Annotated in this window: 17 protein-coding genes; 12 read left to right on the forward strand and 5 right to left on the reverse strand. The window is 70.6% G+C overall.

All coding sequences use genetic code 11. The annotated features are described in order from the left end of the window. Positions 1 to 36: 36 nt before the first annotated feature. Positions 37 to 576 carry an adenine phosphoribosyltransferase gene (locus tag BIV04_RS15050; protein WP_054147222.1) on the forward strand — a complete coding sequence of 180 codons (540 nt, stop codon included), beginning with the start codon at positions 37 to 39 and terminating at the stop codon, positions 574 to 576. 82 nt (positions 577 to 658) lie between these two features. Here the strand turns inward: BIV04_RS15050 and BIV04_RS15055 are convergent, their stop codons facing one another. Continuing rightward, a complete protein-coding gene (locus BIV04_RS15055) occupies positions 659 to 1,393 on the reverse strand; it encodes a M50 family metallopeptidase (protein WP_071257260.1) in 735 nt (244 codons plus the stop codon). 147 nt (positions 1,394 to 1,540) lie between these two features. Here BIV04_RS15055 and BIV04_RS15060 point away from each other — a divergent pair, with 147 nt between their 5' ends. Together BIV04_RS15060 and rpsO are read left to right on the forward strand one after the other, a co-directional pair. Further along, the gene (locus tag BIV04_RS15060) at positions 1,541 to 1,996 is read left to right on the forward strand and encodes a VanZ family protein (protein ID WP_071257263.1); all 456 of its coding nucleotides are present in this window, start codon (positions 1,541 to 1,543) and stop codon (positions 1,994 to 1,996) included. A 93-nt stretch (positions 1,997 to 2,089) separates the two neighbouring features. Continuing rightward, a complete protein-coding gene (gene rpsO / locus BIV04_RS15065) occupies positions 2,090 to 2,359 on the forward strand; it encodes a 30S ribosomal protein S15 (protein ID WP_043596660.1) in 270 nt (89 codons plus the stop codon). A 124-nt stretch (positions 2,360 to 2,483) separates the two neighbouring features. Here the strand turns inward: rpsO and BIV04_RS15070 are convergent, their stop codons facing one another. Further along, positions 2,484 to 3,749, reverse strand: a complete 1,266-nt coding sequence (locus BIV04_RS15070; protein ID WP_143048734.1) for a hypothetical protein — start codon at positions 3,747 to 3,749, stop codon at positions 2,484 to 2,486. Between the two features lie 339 nt (positions 3,750 to 4,088). Between BIV04_RS15070 and BIV04_RS15075 the strand changes: the two genes are divergently transcribed. Continuing rightward, the gene (locus tag BIV04_RS15075; protein WP_055973488.1) at positions 4,089 to 6,362 is read left to right on the forward strand and encodes a polyribonucleotide nucleotidyltransferase; all 2,274 of its coding nucleotides are present in this window, start codon (positions 4,089 to 4,091) and stop codon (positions 6,360 to 6,362) included. A gap of 248 nt (positions 6,363 to 6,610) precedes the next feature. Then, positions 6,611 to 7,660 (forward strand): aldo/keto reductase, encoded by a 1,050-nt coding sequence (locus tag BIV04_RS15080; protein ID WP_255364321.1) that lies wholly within the window; start codon positions 6,611 to 6,613, stop codon positions 7,658 to 7,660. 96 nt (positions 7,661 to 7,756) lie between these two features. Here the strand turns inward: BIV04_RS15080 and BIV04_RS15085 are convergent, their stop codons facing one another. Next, positions 7,757 to 8,371, reverse strand: a complete 615-nt coding sequence (locus BIV04_RS15085; protein WP_071257268.1) for a TetR/AcrR family transcriptional regulator — start codon at positions 8,369 to 8,371, stop codon at positions 7,757 to 7,759. 251 nt (positions 8,372 to 8,622) lie between these two features. On the opposite strand from BIV04_RS15085, the gene BIV04_RS15090 reads away from it, so the two are divergent. Further along, positions 8,623 to 9,981, forward strand: coding sequence for a pitrilysin family protein (locus tag BIV04_RS15090; RefSeq protein ID WP_071257270.1), 1,359 nt, complete (start codon positions 8,623 to 8,625; stop codon positions 9,979 to 9,981). Between the two features lie 14 nt (positions 9,982 to 9,995). Continuing rightward, complete coding sequence (locus BIV04_RS15095) at positions 9,996 to 10,598, forward strand: histidine phosphatase family protein (RefSeq protein ID WP_071257375.1); 603 nt, start codon at positions 9,996 to 9,998, stop codon at positions 10,596 to 10,598. 28 nt (positions 10,599 to 10,626) lie between these two features. On the opposite strand, the gene BIV04_RS15100 is transcribed toward BIV04_RS15095, so the two are convergent. Further along, positions 10,627 to 11,154: a GNAT family N-acetyltransferase gene (locus BIV04_RS15100; RefSeq protein ID WP_071257377.1), complete on the reverse strand. Its 528-nt coding sequence runs from the start codon at positions 11,152 to 11,154 to the stop codon at positions 10,627 to 10,629. 64 nt (positions 11,155 to 11,218) lie between these two features. Between BIV04_RS15100 and dapB the strand changes: the two genes are divergently transcribed. Continuing rightward, positions 11,219 to 11,953: a 4-hydroxy-tetrahydrodipicolinate reductase gene (gene dapB, locus BIV04_RS15105; RefSeq protein WP_071257276.1), complete on the forward strand. Its 735-nt coding sequence runs from the start codon at positions 11,219 to 11,221 to the stop codon at positions 11,951 to 11,953. Positions 11,954 to 11,976: 23 nt separating this feature from the next. Further along, a complete protein-coding gene (locus BIV04_RS15110; RefSeq protein ID WP_071257279.1) occupies positions 11,977 to 12,396 on the forward strand; it encodes a tetratricopeptide repeat protein in 420 nt (139 codons plus the stop codon). A gap of 27 nt (positions 12,397 to 12,423) precedes the next feature. Here BIV04_RS15110 and BIV04_RS15115 read toward each other — a convergent pair whose 3' ends face one another. Next, on the reverse strand, positions 12,424 to 13,329 hold the full coding sequence (locus tag BIV04_RS15115) for a TIGR01777 family oxidoreductase (protein ID WP_071257283.1): 906 nt from the start codon (positions 13,327 to 13,329) through the stop codon (positions 12,424 to 12,426). Between the two features lie 91 nt (positions 13,330 to 13,420). Between BIV04_RS15115 and thyX the strand changes: the two genes are divergently transcribed. The 3 genes from thyX to BIV04_RS15130 form a co-directional block, all read left to right on the forward strand. Beyond that, positions 13,421 to 14,188, forward strand: coding sequence for an FAD-dependent thymidylate synthase (gene thyX / locus BIV04_RS15120; RefSeq protein ID WP_255364322.1), 768 nt, complete (start codon positions 13,421 to 13,423; stop codon positions 14,186 to 14,188). A gap of 74 nt (positions 14,189 to 14,262) precedes the next feature. Then, positions 14,263 to 15,264 (forward strand): 4-hydroxy-tetrahydrodipicolinate synthase, encoded by a 1,002-nt coding sequence (dapA, locus tag BIV04_RS15125; RefSeq protein WP_369825330.1) that lies wholly within the window; start codon positions 14,263 to 14,265, stop codon positions 15,262 to 15,264. Between the two features lie 83 nt (positions 15,265 to 15,347). Then, positions 15,348 to 16,993 (forward strand): ribonuclease J (locus BIV04_RS15130; protein WP_071257381.1); only part of this gene is annotated, 1,646 nt, incomplete at its 3' end.

The raw sequence follows: 16,993 nt of genomic DNA on the forward strand, positions 1-16,993 counted from the left end.
GCAGGGGACGCCCTCCGTCCGGCTACCGTTGACGGCATGACCGTCACCGATGCCTCCTCGTTCGTCGACAGCAAGATCGCCGTCGTCCCCGACTTCCCCAAGCCCGGCATCCTCTTCCGCGACGTCACCCCGCTCTTCTCCGACGCCGACGCCTTCGCCACGGTGACCACGGCGCTCTCCGAGCCGTTCGACGGCGGGTTCGTCGCGGTCGCCGGCATCGAGGCGCGGGGCTTCGCTCTCGCCGGGGCCATCGCGATCGAGCAGGGCGTCGGGGTGCTCACGGTGCGCAAGGCGGGCAAGCTGCCCGGCGAGGTGCTCAGCGAGAGCTACGCCCTCGAGTACGGCGAGGCCACGCTCGAACTGCGTCCGAACCAGATCCCCGCGGGGTCGAGCGTCCTGATCGTCGACGACGTGCTCGCGACCGGCGGCACGGTCGAGGCCACCGTCACCCTGCTCGAACGGGCGGGCTACGTCGTGGCCGGCGTCGCCGTGCTGCTCGAGCTCGACGGTCTCGGCGGCCGGGCCCGCCTCGAGGGCCACGTCCCGGTGCACGCCCTCTCGTCCGCGCCCGCCTGACGCCTCGCGCCTGACGCCCGGCGCCTCGCACCCGACGCCTCGCACCTGACGCCTCGCGCCGGGTGCCGGGTGCCGACCGGCCTCAGGCGAACGAGCGCGCGGCCTCGAGCGCCCCGGGGAAGAGCAGCCCGGCCCCGCCGAGCAGGCAGCCCAGCGCCACGAGCACGAACACCGTGACCCACACGACGCCCGGCACGCGGGTGAGCCCGGCGAGCTGGTCGGCGTCCGATGCGGTCGACCGCGAGCGGCTCCGGCTGCGCTGCAGTTCGAGCGACGCGCGCAGCGCCCCGAAGCCCAGCACCGAGGTGACGACGAGCCCGAACACGGCCTGCCAGGTCGGCGAGGCGAAGAACGTCACGACGACGACCAGCGCGGCGCCGAGCAACACGACCCACAGTCCGAACCAGTTGCGGATCTGCACGAGCATCAGCGCGAGCAGCAGCAGCAGCGCCCAGAGCAGTCCGGCCGCGTAGCCCCCCGACAGCAGCCAGGCGGCGCCCAGAGCGGCGATCGAGGGGGCGGTGTAGCCGGCGAGGAGCGTGATGATCATGCCCGGCCCGGTCCGCGGCCCCTTCGACACGGTCAGGCCCGAGGTGTCCGAGTGCAGCCGGATGCCCGTCAGTCGCCGCCCGGTCAGCACCGCGGCGAGCCCGTGTCCACCCTCGTGCACGACGGTGACGGCGTGCCGGACGGTGTGCCAGGTGCCCGGCAGCAGCACCAGCAGCAGGCCGGCGGCGACGCTGCCGAGCAGCCACGAGCCGGGCAGCGGGGCGGCGAGCTGGCTGATCCGGGCCCAGAGGTCGGTGAGTCTGTCCACGCGACGAGCCTAGGAGGCGCGGTGCGCGCGGTCGGACACCGCGCCTCCTCGGCCCTGCCGCGGTCGCCCCCGGGGCGGGTCGTCCTCCAGGCTGATCTTCGCCCGTTCCCGGCCTTCTCCCACGGGGCGGTGCCGCACCATGGGGGGATGCGTCGCGCCGTCCTGCTCCTGCTCACCCTCGTCTACCTGGCCGGGGTGGCCTGGATGACCCTGCGCCCGAGCGTCTACGACGCGAACACGAGTGCGCTGCTCTGGCGGGCGCTCGACGTCTTCGCCCGGCACGACGAGACGTCGTGGATCACCTTCGCCCGGGTCGAGGCCGCCGCGAACGTGGCGATGTTCGTGCCGATGGGCATGTTCCCCGCGCTGCTGGTGCCCAAGCGGTTCTGGTGGGTCGGCATCGTGGTGGGCTTCGCCGCGACGGTGGGCATCGAGACCGTCCAGGCGACGTACCTGTCGGCGACGCGCTTCTCCGACCCGCAGGACCTCGTGATGAACACCCTCGGGGCGGCGATCGGTGCGGCGTTCGTCGGACTCGTGTTGCCCCGTCGGCGTCGGGGTCGGAGCCGACCGCGACAGAGAGCGGCGTCGCCCGTCTGGTAGGCTCCTCAGGTTGCCGTCTGAACGGCCGCGGAGAAAGAGAGCTCGCACATCCGGTGACGAGCACCGCGCAACGAACTGAAAGGGGATCCATCAATGGCACTCGCACCTGACGTCAAGACCCGGATCATCGAAGAATACGCGACCCACCCCGGCGACACCGGATCCCCCGAGGTCCAGGTCGCCGTGATGACGCAGCGCATCCTCGACCTCACCGAGCACCTCAAAGAGCACAAGCACGACCACCACTCGCGTCGTGGTCTGCTGCTGCTCGTCGGCCAGCGCCGTCGCCTCCTGGGTTACCTGTCCAAGGTCGACATCGAGCGCTACCGTACGCTCATCGGTCGTCTCGGCCTGCGCCGCTAGTCTTCGCGCTCCGAACGTCTCGACGACGGCCCTCTCGGCACGCAGCTCCGGCTGCAGCCCGAGGGGGCCGTTCTCTCGTCCCCGGGCAAGACGGACGTTGCGCCCGGCGGCCGGGTCCGACTCCTCAGTACCAGTTGTTCGCGACCGAGTGCGCCCACGCGGCGCACATGGTGCCGTAACTGCTCTGGATGTACGAGATGCCCCAATTGACCTGGGTTCGGTAGTTCGTCTGCCAGTCCAGCCCGAACGAGGCCATCTTGTTGCCCGGCAGCGACTGGGGGATGCCGTAGGCCCCGCTGGACGGGTTGGACGCGTTCGTGCGCCAGCCGGACTCCTTGTTCCACAGCTGCACGAGGCAGGTGTACTCGGCTCCGCTGCCGACCTTCGTGGCGGCGTAGGCCTTCGCACCGGCCGGATCGTTGACGGCACCGACCGGGGGAGCCGTGCCGCCGCCGCCCGAACCTCCGCCGCCCGAACCTCCGCCGCCCGTGCCGGGTGCCGTGCCTCCGGACGATGCGCCGCCTCCTGACGATGCGCCGCCGCCTCCCGACGAGCCCGACGGCGCCTTCGCTCCCGAGGCGGCCTGGGTCTTTGCCGCCGCCTGTTGAGCTGCGAACGCCTGCTGCGCCGCGACCCCGGTCCGGTACTGCTGTTCGAGCTCGGCAGTCGAGTCCTTGAGCGCGGCGAGCTGGGCGTAGAGGTCGGCCGACCGCCGGGTGGCGTCGGCGACCTCGGTGTCCGCGGTCGCCTGCGCCGCGCTGGCCTGGTCGGCCGTGGCCTGCGCGTCGCGGGCGAGGGCGTCGCGGCGATCGGCCGCGGTCGTCGCCTGCTGGCTGAGCGAGGACACCGTGTTGCTCGCCGTGGTCGCATCGGCCAGCACCGTCTGCCACCGGTCGCCGAGCTGCGTCAGCGAGCCCAGCTGGTAGAGGGCGGCCCCGGGGTCGGGCGACGTGAAGAGGTCGGTGCCCATGGTCTGCGTGCCGCCGGTGCGGAACAGGCTGCCGGCCAGCTGGCCGGCCTCCTGCTTCGCGGTGTCGGCGGTGGCCCGCGCACGGTCGGCGTCCGCGGCGAGCTCGTCCGCCCGTTGCGCGGCGGCCGCGAGGTCGGCCTGCGCCGTGGCGTTGGCCTGGTCGGCGAGCACGGCCTCGTCGCTGCGGTCGGACGCGGCCTTCTCGAGGCTGTCCAGCGACGCGTCGATCAGGTCGACCTGCGCCTGGGTCGCCGCAGCGTTCCCCTTCGCGGCCTCGACCTGAGCCCAGGTCGGGTACCCCGCGGCGGACGCGGCGGACGGTGCCACGAGCGTCGTCAGGACGAGAGCCAAGGAGGCGCCGGTCGCCACCGCGAGACGGCTCGCGCGACGATCCCGGCCGGACCTGTCGTGAGCACGCATGCAGACGACCCTAACGCCGTCCCCCCGGCACCGCGCCTCCCCGTCCGGGCGACACCCGCCGTCCGCACCCCAGCCGGAAGGGTGCGAGTGCTACCATCGCCCTCGGAGCAGGCCGGTACGGCTGCTGGTCACCGGTGGTGACAGGCGGAATGCCCCGACCGACGCCGAGCGTCCCGGTCGGGTGCGGGGTCCGACCGTTTCTACTGTTGGCCAGACGTGCCACCGCCTCCGTCGCGTTGTTGCACGTGCATGTCGCCATGCCGTCCACGCCGCCCGCTCCCGGTACACATCGATGCCCACACGGGGCCTCGATGCAAAACAAAGAGGAGTAGCCCCCACATGGAGGGTCCAGAGATCAAGTTCGGCGAAGCCGTCCTCGACAACGGCAAGTTCGGCAAGCGCACCATCCGATTCGAGACCGGTCGTCTCGCCCAGCAGGCTCAGGGAGCCGTCGCTGCCTACCTCGACGAAGACACCATGCTTCTGTCGGCCACGAGCGCCAGCAAGAAGCCGAAGGACAACTTCGACTTCTTCCCGCTCACCATCGACGTCGAAGAGCGTTCGTACGCCGCGGGCAAGATCCCCGGCTCGTTCTTCCGTCGCGAGGGTCGCCCCTCGACCGAGGCCATCCTGGTCTGCCGCCTCATCGACCGGCCGCTGCGTCCCTCGTTCGTCGAGGGTCTGCGCAACGAGGTCCAGGTCGTCATCACGGTCCTGAGCATCGCTCCCGACGAGTTCTACGACGCTCTCGCGATCAACGCGGCCAGCGCCTCCACCCAGATCTCGGGTCTGCCGTTCTCCGGGCCGATCGCCGGTGTGCGTCTCGCCCTGATCGGTGACCAGTGGGTCGCCTTCCCCAAGGCCAGCCAGCTCGCCGACGCCGTCTTCGACCTGACCGTCGCGGGCCGTGTCGTCACCGACGCCGCCGGCAACGAGGACGTCGCGATCATGATGGTCGAGGCCGAGGCCACCGAGCACGCCTGGGGTCTCATCCAGGGCGGCGCCACGAAGCCCGACGAGGCCATCGTGGCCCAGGGCCTCGAGGCCGCCAAGCCCTTCCTCAAGCAGCTCGTCGACGCCCAGGCCACGATGGCCGCCCAGGCCGCGAAAGAGATCGCCGACTACCCGGTCTTCCTCCCCTACACCGACGAGGTGCTCGAGGCCGTCACGGCCGCGGCCGGCACCGAGCTCGCCGAGGTCTACAAGATCGCCGGCAAGATCGAGCGCCAGGACGCCGACGACGCCCTCAAGTCGCGCGTCAAGGACGCCGTCGCCGCCAAGGTCGACGCGGGCGAGCTGCCCGACACGGCCCTCGGGCAGGTCGGTGCCGCCTACAAGTCGGCCACGAAGAAGGTCGTCCGCGACCGCATCCTCACCGAGCAGATCCGCATGGACGGCCGCGGCCTCGCCGACATCCGTCCGCTCGACGCCGAGGTCCAGGTCATCCCGCGCGTCCACGGCTCCGCCATCTTCCAGCGCGGCGAGACCCAGATCATGGGCGTCACCACGCTGAACATGCTCAAGATGGAGCAGCAGATCGACTCGCTGAGCCCGGTCACCAAGAAGCGCTACCTGCACCACTACAACTTCCCGCCCTACTCGACCGGTGAGACCGGCCGCGTGGGTTCGCCGAAGCGTCGCGAGATCGGGCACGGCTTCCTCGCCGAGCGCGCCCTCGTCCCGGTGCTGCCCAGCCGCGAAGAGTTCCCCTACGCCATCCGTCAGGTGTCCGAGGCCCTCGGCTCCAACGGCTCGACGTCGATGGGCTCGGTCTGCGCGTCGACCCTGTCGCTGCTCAACGCCGGTGTGCCCCTCAAGGCTCCGGTCGCCGGCATCGCCATGGGCCTCGTCTCCGACACGGTCGACGGTCAGACCCGCTACGCGGCCCTGACCGACATCCTCGGAGCCGAAGACGCCCTGGGCGACATGGACTTCAAGGTGGCCGGCACGAGCGAGTTCGTCACGGCGATCCAGCTCGACACCAAGCTCGACGGTCTGCCGACCGCCGTGCTCGATGCCGCCCTCAAGCAGGCGAAAGAGGCTCGTACCGCGATCCTCGGCGTGCTCAACTCGGCGATCGACGCCCCCGACGAGATGGCCCCGACCGCGCCCCGCGTGATCTCGGTCCAGATCCCGCAGGACAAGATCGGCGAGCTGATCGGCCCCAAGGGCAAGACGATCAACGCCATCCAGGACGAGACCGGCGCCGACATCAGCATCGAAGAAGACGGAACCGTCTACATCGGTGCCGTCGACGGTCCGTCGGCCGAGGCCGCCCGTGCCCAGGTCAACGCGATCGCCAACCCGACCAACCCCGAGATCGGCGAGCAGTTCCTCGGGACGGTCGTCAAGATCGCGTCGTTCGGTGCGTTCGTCTCGCTCCTCCCCGGCAAGGACGGCCTGCTGCACATCAGCGAGGTCCGCAAGCTCGCCGGCGGCAAGCGTGTCGAGAACGTCGAGGACGTCCTCGGCGTCGGCCAGAAGATCCTCGTCGAGATCACCAAGATCGACGACCGCGGCAAGCTCTCGCTCGCCCCGGTCGTGGCCGACGAGGCCGACACCGACTCGAGCGGAGCGACCGAGCAGTCGACCGACGAGTCCGTCGACGCGTAGTCAGCACGCCACGAAGGGCCCGTTCCGACCTCGGTCGGGGCGGGCCCTTCGCCGTCGGTGCAGCGCTCTCGGCTGTGGTCCGACCAGGAGGCGCGTCCCCCGGACCGGGGCGGCGACACGGCGTAACGATTGGGTGCGGCGGCGGCGGAAACGGGGCGTGTGGTCGTATTCTTGATGGCGGAGGGCGAACCATACCCCATGCGATCGCACAGAGTCGCATCGGGGGTTCGCGATGAGAAGGGGACGGCGTGACCGAGACGACGGCCGAGCTCGCCCGTTCAGCCACGTCCGACTTCGCTGCCGCTGCTGCCGTCGCGGCTGCCGCGGCTCGGGCCTCGGCCGCCCAGCCCACCGTTCCGGTCGATCTCGGCATCATCCAGCCGCGCCGGCGTCTCGGTCTCTCCGACCTCAAGGTCTTCCCCTTGGCCCTCGGTGGCAACGTCTTCGGCTGGACGGCCGACCAGGCCGAGACGACCTCCGTGCTCGACGCCTACTTCGACCTCGGCGGCAACTTCGTCGACACGGCCGACTCCTACGCAGGAGGCCGCAGCGAGATCATGATCGGGTCGTGGATGCGCTCCCGCCGATCCCGTGACGACATGGTCGTCTCCACCAAGGTGGGCAAGAGCGCCGACAACCCCGGGTTGACCCCGCGGGCGATCGAGCGAGCCGTCGACGCCTCCCTCGAGCGGCTCGGCACCGATCGCATCGACCTGCTCTACCTGCACGTGGACGACACCGAGGTGGCCTTCGAGCGCACGCTGCTGGCCGTCGACCACCTCATCCGGGTGGGCAAGGTCCGATGGTTCGGTGGTTCCCACCACTCGGGCAACCGCCTCTACGAGGCCCGCATCGCGGCGGGGATGCTCGGCATCGCCCCGATGGTGGCCCTGCAGAACCAGTACAACCTCCTCGACCGGACCGAGTACGAGAAGGGCCTGGCGCACGTCGCCTCGCAGCAGCGTCTCGCCGTGATGCCGCGCTTCGCCCTCGCGAGCGGTTTCCTCACCGGCAAGTACCGTTCCCGTTCCGACGTGGCGCACAGTCCTCGTCGACGCGTGCTCGCGAAGTACCTCTCCAAGAGAGGGCTCAAGGTCGTCCACGAGCTCGATCGCATCGCGTCCGTCCACGAGGTCTCGAGTGCGGCCATCGCGCTCGCCTGGCTGCTGGCCAAGCCGAACGTCGTGGCACCGGTCGCGAGTGCGACGAACGCCAAGCAGGTCTACGAGCTCGCACAGGCCGCTCGGGTCCAGCTCACGCGCAACCAGGTGCTCGACCTCGACCGCGCTTCCGCCTGACCGTCAGGTGACGCGGTCGACCGGGGCCCGGGCCCTGCGGGTGCCCGCCGACAGCGACCGCGGCCACGCAGGCGCCCGATGTGGTCGGCCGGTGGCCTAGGGGGTGAAAAGGCGCTCCGCCGTGCGGCGCAGCGCTGCTGCCGCCGCGATGGCGTCGCCGGCGTAGGCGCCCACCTGGGCGCCGTCGAGGGCGAGGACCAGATCGTCGGCAGCATCGCCCGGCAGGGGGTGGCCCGCCGCCTTGAAGAGGGAGACCATCTCGCCCGTCAGCCACTCGCGGTGCTCGGCGATGGCGAGGCGCACGGGGTGGGTCGGGTCGCTGAACTCCGAGGCCGCGTTGGCGAAGGCCGAGCCGCGGAACGACACGGCCTGGAGCCGGGCGACGACCGCGTCGAGGTAGGCCTCGAGGGTCGCGCGGCCCCCGTCGTGGGCCTCGACCAGGGCCGACAACTCGGCTGCCTCGAGGTCGTGGCGACCGGCGAGGTACTCGAGCACGAGCGTGTCCTTCGCGCCGAAGTGCTTGTAGAACGTGGCCTTGGTCACCGAGGACTCGGCGATGAGACGGTCGACGCCCACGACGCGGACGCCCTCGTCGTAGAAGAGGCGGTCGGCGGTCGTGAGGACGCGGGCCCGAGCGCCGGGGACGGGGGAGTCGGCGCGAGGGCGACCAGGGAGACGCTGGACGGCCGGTTGGGGGGAATCGACCGTCACAGCGTGGCTCCTTGGGACGTCTCGGCTTGAAGCCGCGTGGGGGACGCGCGCTCCGGACCTTCTGACGACGTCCGACCAGCCGCCGACGCGACCATCAGGGGGGATGTGGTCGTCGTCGGTGGATCGACTCTAACACCGATGAGGACAAACAGAGTCGTCTGTTTGTCCCCAAGATCGTCCCCCAATTCGGGTGCCAGCCGTTCCGAGCCGCTCACGGACGACTGCAGGGCAGGTCGCCTAGGCTCGACGTGATGAACGGCCCTGTCTCCTTCCCACTCGACGAGGTCGAGATCTCCTTCCGCGCCACGGGTGACGCGCTCGTGAGGCGCACCGTGCTGCCCTCCGGCGTCCGCGTGCTCAGCGAGCGCATGCCCGGGGCTCGCAGTACGACCATCGGCCTGTGGGTGGCGGTCGGTTCCCGCGACGAGTCCGACGCCGAACGGGGGTCGACGCACTTCCTCGAGCACCTCCTCTTCAAAGGCACGCCGACCCGCTCGGCCCTCGACATCGCGGTGTCGTTCGAGTCGGTGGGCGGCGAGCACAACGCTGCGACCGCCAAGGAGTACACCTGCTACTACGCCCGGGTGCGCGACGTCGACCTCGACGACGCCATCGACGTGCTGAGCGACATGGTGACCTCGTCGACCCTCGATCCGGCCGAGTTCGAGACCGAGCGCGGGGTGATCCTCGAAGAACTCGCAATGGCGGACGACGATCCCGCCGACATGGCCGGTGAACGGCTCTTCGAGTCGGTCTTCGGCGACCATCCGCTCGGGCGTCCGATCGGAGGGTCACCCGAGAGCATCCGTGCCGCGGCACGCGACGACGTCGACCGGCACTACCGCGAGAACTACCGTCCCCAGGACCTCGTGGTGTCGATCGCCGGTGCCGTCGACCACGACCGCGCCCTCGACCGGTTGACGGCTGCGCTCGACCGGGCCGGGTGGCCCACCGACGCGGCGTCGCCCGTGCCCCGTCGCGACGACGCGCCCGTCGGACTCGTCGCCGGCGAACCGCTTCAGGTGATCCGGCGTCCCCTCGAGCAGGCCACCGTCCTGCTGGGCCTGCCGGGCATCTCCGTCGGGGACGACCGCCGTCCCACGTTGGCCGTGTTGAACTCGGTGCTGGGCGGGGGCATGTCGTCCCGTCTGTTCCAAGAGATCCGTGAGCGCCGTGGCCTCGCCTACTCGGTCTACTCGTTCGCCCCGAGCTACTCGGACGCCGGTCTGTTCGGGCTCTACGCCGGGTGCACCCCCGCCAACGCGGGCGACGTGGCCCGCCTCATGCTCGACGAACTCGCCGGACTCGCGACCGACGGCATCACCGACGACGAGCGTCGTCGGGCCCTCGGCCAGTTGGGAGGGGCTGCAGCCCTCGCCCTCGAGGACAGCGACACCCGCATGAACCGCCTCGGTCGAGCCGAGATCTCGACGGGCGAGTTCGTCGATCTCGACACCTCCCTCGCTCGCGTCGAGGCCGTGACCTCCGACGACGTCCGGTCGTTGGCGGCCCGGCTCCTCTCCGGGCCCCTGTCGACCGTCGTGGTCGGCGAGGTCGACGAGACGTCCTTCCCTGTCCCGACGACGACGTCGGGATCGACCCCTCGATGAACCAGGAGACGACGGTGTCCCACTACCTCTACCTCGTCCGGCACGGCGAACAGCAAGATGCCGAGCACGGCCTGCCCGACGGTCCCCTCAGTGAACGGGGCAAGCGCCAGGTGCGCCTGCTCGCCGAACGCCTCGGCGGCGTCCCCTTCGACGCGGCGTGGCACTCGCCGCTCGAGCGCGCCGAAGAGACGGCCGCCATCATGACCGAGCGCATGCCGGCACTCGAGTCGCAGCCGTCGACCCTCCTCTTCGACTGCGTGCCGTCCGGCCCGACGCCCGACATGCCGTCGTCCTACAAGCCCTTCTTCGGCGGGGTCACGGACGAGCAGATCGAGGCCGGGCAGGCCCAGATGGCCGACGCCGTCGCCGAGTGGCTCACCCCTGCCCGAGAGGATCGCCACGACCTGCTCATCACGCACAACTTCGTGATCGGCTGGTTCGTCCGCGAGGTGTTCGGGGCACCCGACTGGCGGTGGATGGGCGTCAACCAGGCCAACGCGGGGTTGACGATCATCCGGGTGCGATCGGCCAAGCCGCCCGAACTCGTGACGCACAACGACCTGGGTCACCTGCCGGTCGAGCTGCGCACCGGCCTGCCGGTCGAACAGCCTTTCTGACCCCGTCGTCCGCCGGGGCCACCCACCGTCAGGCGGCGCCGTCCGGGGTCTCTGCCCGGACGGTCTTGCCGTACCAGGTCGTAGCGTTCGGGTTCGCGTTGTAGGGCTCGATCGTCACGTAGCCCGCGCTGCGGTACAGCCCGCCGGCAGCCGCCAGGCTGTCGTTGGTGTCGAGCACGATCTCGTTGGCACCGAACGCGGAGGCCCGACGCTCGAGCTCGTCGAGCAGTGCCCGCCCGAGGCCCTGCCCCCGACCCGTGGGACGCACGTAGAGGTGCTTGACCTCGTACCGCACGGCCCCCGAGGCCGAGGGCGCGATGAGTCGGATGCCTCCGCACGCGGAGGGCTCGGCGGTCCGGCCGGGGTCCGAGCCCACCGGTTCGCCGTCGACGACGACGAACACGCCGCCCGGGGGCACGAAGGCCGTGGCGTCGGGCAGGCTCGTCGTGTAGCTGCCCTGTGCCGAGGGGAAGGTGTTCTCGCGCTCGGTGAAGTACTCCGTCAGGAGGGCGGCGGCATCGGGGGAGGAGACGCTCGTCTCGCGGAACCGGGGCATGTCCTCCATGCTAGGTCGAGGCACGGCCCCCGTCCGCCCGGGTGCCCCCGGTAGGTTGGACGGCATGACTTCGCGCATCGCCGTGGTGGGAGCCACCGGCACCCTCGGCTCGTTCATCGTCGACCTCGTCGAGCGCACCCCGGGCCTCGAACTCCACGCCGGTCTCTCGTCCCGCGACGATCTGGACGACGTCCTCGGGGCCGACCTCGTCATCGACGTCACGCACCCGGCCGTCAGCCCGGGCATCGTCGAACACGTCGTCCGCGCGGGCATCCCGGTGCTCGTCGGCACCTCGGGCTACAACGCCGAACGGCTGGCCCGACTCACGACGGTCGTCGCCGACGCGGGTGGTCCCGGCGTCCTGGTCGTGCCGAACTTCTCGATCGGTTCGGTCCTCGCGACACGGTTCGCGACCCTCGCGGCGCGTTTCTACGAGTCCGTCGAGATCGTCGAGACCCATCACCAGGGCAAGGTCGACTCGCCCTCGGGCACGGCCGTCCGCACGGCCGAACTCATCGCCGAGGCCCGTCGCGACCTCGGCCCGGTGTCGGCGCCGCACGCGGACCAGCGGGCCAGGGGGCAGCAGGTGGCGAGCGTGCCGGTGCACAGCATGCGTCTGCGCGGCGTCGTGGCGAAGCAGGAGGTCGTCTTCGGTGGAGAGGGCGAGACCCTCACGCTCACGCACGACACGCTCTCGCAGCGTGCCTACGAGCAGGGGCTCCGCGTCGCCATCGAGGCCGCCCCCGGCGTCACCGGAGTCGTGGTGGGCCTCGACGCCGTCCTGCCCCTCGAGTCGTGAAGGGGCGTACCGCAGCGCTCCTCATGGCGCTGCTCCTGCTGCTCTACGTCGTTCTGGTCGGTCAACGGGCCGTGCTGTTCCTGTCGACCGGCGAGCCGGTGGCGATCGCGCTCGGTGTCGCCCTGCTCGTCCTTCCCCTCCTGGGGCTCTTCGCCCTCGTGGTCGAACTGCGCTTCGGTCTCCGCACGCAGCAGATCGTCCGACAACTCGCGGACGAGGGCGCGCTGCCGGTCGACGACCTGCCGCGCCGCACCTCCGGTCGATACGAGCGAGAGGCGGCGGACGCCGCGTTCCCGGCCTACAAGGCGGCCGTCGAGGCGGCCCCCGACGACTGGCGCTCGTGGTTCCGGCTCGGCCTGGCCTACGACGCCTGCGGCGACCGCCGCCGGGCCAGACAAGCCTTGCGCTGGGCCATCAAGCTCCGGCGCGAGACGGCCGGCTGATCTCGCCGGTTCGGGTCGGTCGAGTGGTCAGAGCGCGTCGACGAACGCCGTCAGTGCGTCCTCGACCGTGCGGTGCTCGAACACGAAACCGTCGCGCTCGAGCGCCTCGGGCACGACCTGCTGGCTGGGCAGCAGCATCTCGCGCCCGGCCTCCTGCATGGCGGTCGAGATGACGACCTCGGGCACGCCCAGCAGGTAGGGGCGGTGCAGGTCGGCCGCCAGGGTCCGCGTGATCAGGTCACTCGTCGCCGGCGTGGGTCCGACCAGGTTCACGGGCCCTGACACGGACGACGTGAGCAGGTGCACGATCGCGGCGGCCTCGTCGTGCAGGCTGATCCAGGGCCAGAACTGGTCGCCGGTGCCCAGTCGCGAGCCGAGGCCCAGATTGGTGAGCGGCAGCAGGGGCTTGAGCGCGCCTCCTCCGGGTCCGATCACGATGCCGGTCCGCAGCGTCACGACGCGTGTGGCCTCGGGGGCCTTCTCGGCGGCGGCCTCCCAGGCGACGACGACGTCGCTGAGGAATCCCTCACCCCGGCCGCTCGACTCGGTCAGTCGTTCGCCCGGACGGTTGCCGTAGACGCCGACGGCCGAGCCGCTGAGGAACGTCGCGGGGGGTGTCGAGGCCGCAGCCATTCCGTCCACCAGCGTCGACGTCGCGGCCAGGCGCGACTCGAGGATGTCGCGCTTGTACCCGGCCGTCCAGGGCAGGCGACCCAAGGAGGCGCCAGCCAGGTTCACGACGGCGTCCGCGCGGGCGATCAGGTCGTGGTCGACGATGCCGGCACTCGGCACCCAGGTGTACTCGTCCTCGGCTCGGGGTTCGTGACGCACCAACGAGAGCGGACGGTGGCCTGCCTCGCGCAGCTGGCGGGTGAGTTCGGTGCCGATCATGCCGCTGGCGCCGGAGATCAGGACGGTGAGTGCGTCGGTCATGGGGACACCGTAATCCGGCCCGCTGGGGGAGCGTCCGCCGGTGCCCGAGGTGCTTCCCGTCGGGAGGGTCCTGCGAGGTAGAGTCGACGCCGTGCCCGAGACCGAAGCCACCCCCGCCGTGCCCTCCGCCAAGACCCCCGAGTTCCGCTCCGACGTCACCGTCGAGCTGGTCCGCTCGAGCGCCCACGACTCCGACGTGCTGTTCGCGGCCCGGGTCTCCACCATGGGCGAGCTGACCCTCGACGGCGCTCAGGCCTCCGCCGACGGCGCCCAGGCGACCAAGGGCGCCGGCCTCATCAACTACCTGATGCGCGACCGCCACGGCTCGCCGTTCGAGCACAACTCGATGACCTTCTACGTGCAGGCGCCGATCTTCGTCTTCCGCGAGTTCATGCGTCACCGCATGGCGAGCTACAACGAAGAGAGCGGCCGTTACCGCGAGCTCAACCCCGTCTTCTACGTGCCCGCCCCGACCCGCAACCTGCAGCAGGTCGGCAAGCCCGGCGCCTACGACTTCCTGCCCGGCACGCCCGAGCAGTCCGCCCTGGTCGACGAGACCACCCGCGCCGCATCGGTCCAGGCGTTCGAGGCCTACCAGCGCATGCTCGACGCCGGCATCGCCCGTGAGGTCGCGCGCATCGTGCTGCCGCTGAACATCTACTCGTCGATGTACGTGACCGTGAACGCCCGGTCCCTGATGAACTTCCTCAGCCTGCGGACCAAGCGCGAGGGCACCCACTTCCCGTCCTTCCCGCAGCGTGAGATCGAGATGTGCGCCGAGAAGATGGAAGACCTCTGGGCCGAGCTCATGCCTCTCACCTACGCGGCGTTCGGGGCGAACGGGCGCGTCGCCCCCTGACGGCCGTCCTCGCCGACGCGACCCGCGCCTCCTGACCGGGGGTGTCGGACGCGGCGCGGGGGAGGTCGGGCCCGATGCGAGCCAGTACGCTGGAGGGCGTGTCGAACATCAGTAACCCCTTCGGTCAGGTCCTCGTCGCCCTCGTGACGCCGTTCACCGCTGACGGCGAGGTCGACTGGCCGGCCGTCGAGAAACACATCGACGACTGCATCACCGCCGGGGCCGACGGCATCGTCGTCACCGGCACCACGGGCGAGACCAGCACCCTGACCGACCCCGAGAAGCTCCGTCTCGTCGAGGTGGGCAAGTCGGTGGCCGCCGGTCGGGCCAAGATCATCACGGGTGGCGGGTCGAACGAGACCGCGCACGCCATCCAGCTCTACAAGGCCAGCGAGAAGGCCGGCGCCGACGGCGTCATGATCGTCACGCCGTACTACAACAAGCCCACGCAGGCCGGTGTGTTGACGCACTTCCGCATGATCGCCGATGCGACGGACCTGCCGGTCATCCTTTACGACATCCCCGGCCGCACCGGCATCCCCATCAAGTACGAGACCCTGCTCCGGGCCGCCAAGCACCCCAACATCGTCGCGGTGAAGGACGCCAAGGGCGACTTCGCCGAGGTCAGCCGGGTCCTGAACCAGACCGACCTGCTCTACTTCTCGGGCGACGACGCGAACGTGCTGCCGCACCTCGCCATCGGCGCCTCGGGCCTCATCGGCGTCACCGCGAACATCGCGGCAGCCCCGTACCGCACCATCGTCGACGCCGTGAACGCCGGCGACCTGCACACGGCGACCGAGGCGCACCAGATGCTCGAGCCCCTCGTCCGCGCCGTCATGACGCACGTGCCGGGCACCGTCGCGGCGAAGTACATCCTGCACGGCCTCGGTCGCATCTCGAGCCCCCGGGTGCGTCTGCCCCTGGTCGGCCCGGAAGACAGCGAGGCCGCCCTGATCGAGGACGAGCTGTCGCACGTCGGGTCGATCCCCGGCCTCGACCTCAGCCGCTTCCGGCCCGACCGCAACGCGGCCGCCGGCGGTGCGCTGCCCAAGGTGCACGGCACCACACGCTGACCTCCTGATCCCCGCCGACGACGACGTCGGCCGCAGACCTCCCGCACACCGGGGCACGAGCCCCACACCTACCGAAGGAACAGATGCCCACGACAATCCACGCTCCCCGAGAACTCGCCCAGGGCACGCTCCGCGTGATCCCCGTCGGCGGCCTCGGCGAGATCGGCCGCAACATGACGGTCTACGAGATCGACGGCAAGCTGCTGATCGTCGACTGCGGCGTGCTCTTCCCCGAAGAGCACCAGCCCGGAGTCGACCTGATCCTGCCCGACTTCTCGCCCATTCGCGATCGCCTCGACGACATCCTGGCCGTCGTGCTCACGCACGGGCACGAGGACCACATCGGTGCCGTGCCCTACCTGTTGCGCCTCCGCAAGGACATCCCGCTGATCGGCTCGCAGCTGACGCTCGCGCTGATCGAGGCGAAGCTCAAAGAGCACCGCATCACGCCCTACACCCTCGCCGTCAAAGAGGGCGGGCGTGAGTCGCTCGGGCCGTACGACCTCGAGTTCATCGCGGTCAACCACTCGATCCCGGACGCCCTCGCGGTCGCCATCCGCACCTCGGCGGGGACCGTGCTGCACACCGGCGACTTCAAGATGGACCAGCTGCCGCTCGACGACCGCATCACCGACCTGCGGGCGTTCGCCCGCCTCGGGGAAGAGGGCGTCGACCTGTTCCTGCCCGACTCGACGAACGCCGACGTGCCCGGGTTCACCGCGCTCGAGCGGGACATCGGGCCCGTGCTCGACGACGTGATCCGCCGTGCTCCCCGCCGCGTGGTCGTCGCGAGCTTCTCGAGCCACGTGCACCGCGTCCAGCAGGTGCTCGACGCGGCCCACGCCAACGGTCGCCGCGTCGCCTTCATGGGGCGCTCGATGGTGCGCAACATGGGCATCGCCGCCGACCTGGGGTACCTCAAGGTGCCGGACGGCGTCCTGATCGACGCCAAGAAGGCGAAAGACCTGCCCGACGACCGCATCGTCTACATGAGCACCGGGTCGCAGGGCGAGCCGATGGCCGTCCTCGCCCGCATGGCGAACCTCGAGCACCAGATCGAGATCGGCGCGGACGACACGATCATCCTCGCGTCGAGCCTGATCCCCGGCAACGAGAACGCGGTCTACCGGGTCATCGACGGCCTCACGAAGCTCGGGGCCAAGGTCGTCCACAAGGGCAACGCCAAGGTGCACGTCTCGGGGCACGCCTCGGCCGGCGAGCTGCTGTACTGCTACAACATCCTGCGGCCGAAGAACGTCATGCCGGTCCACGGCGAGCACCGCCACCTCTACGCCAACGCGGCGCTGGCGGTCCGGACCGGTGTGCCGCAGAAGAACACCATCCTCGGCGAAGACGGCATCGTCGTCGACCTGCGCGACGGCGTCGCCAAGGTCGTCGGCCAGCTCGACATCGGCTACGTCTACGTCGACGGCTCGACCGTCGGCGAGATCACCGACGCCGATCTGAAGGACCGTCGCATCCTGAGCGAAGAGGGCTTCATCTCGGTCTTCATCGCCATGGACGCGTCGACGGGCCGTGTCGTGGTCGGGCCCGAGATCCAGTCGCGCGGCTTCGCCGAAGACGAGCGGGTGTTCGACGACGTCAAGCCGAAGATCATCGCGGCCCTCACCGAGGCCGCCGAGAACGGCACGCGCGACACGCACGCCTTCAGCCAGGTCGTGCGTCGCACGGTCGGCCGGTGGGTGAACACGCAGCACCGTCGTCGTCC

Origin of the sequence: Frigoribacterium sp. MCBA15_019 (assembly GCF_001864945.1) — a bacterium.
In the GTDB taxonomy this organism is placed as follows: domain Bacteria; phylum Actinomycetota; class Actinomycetes; order Actinomycetales; family Microbacteriaceae; genus Frigoribacterium.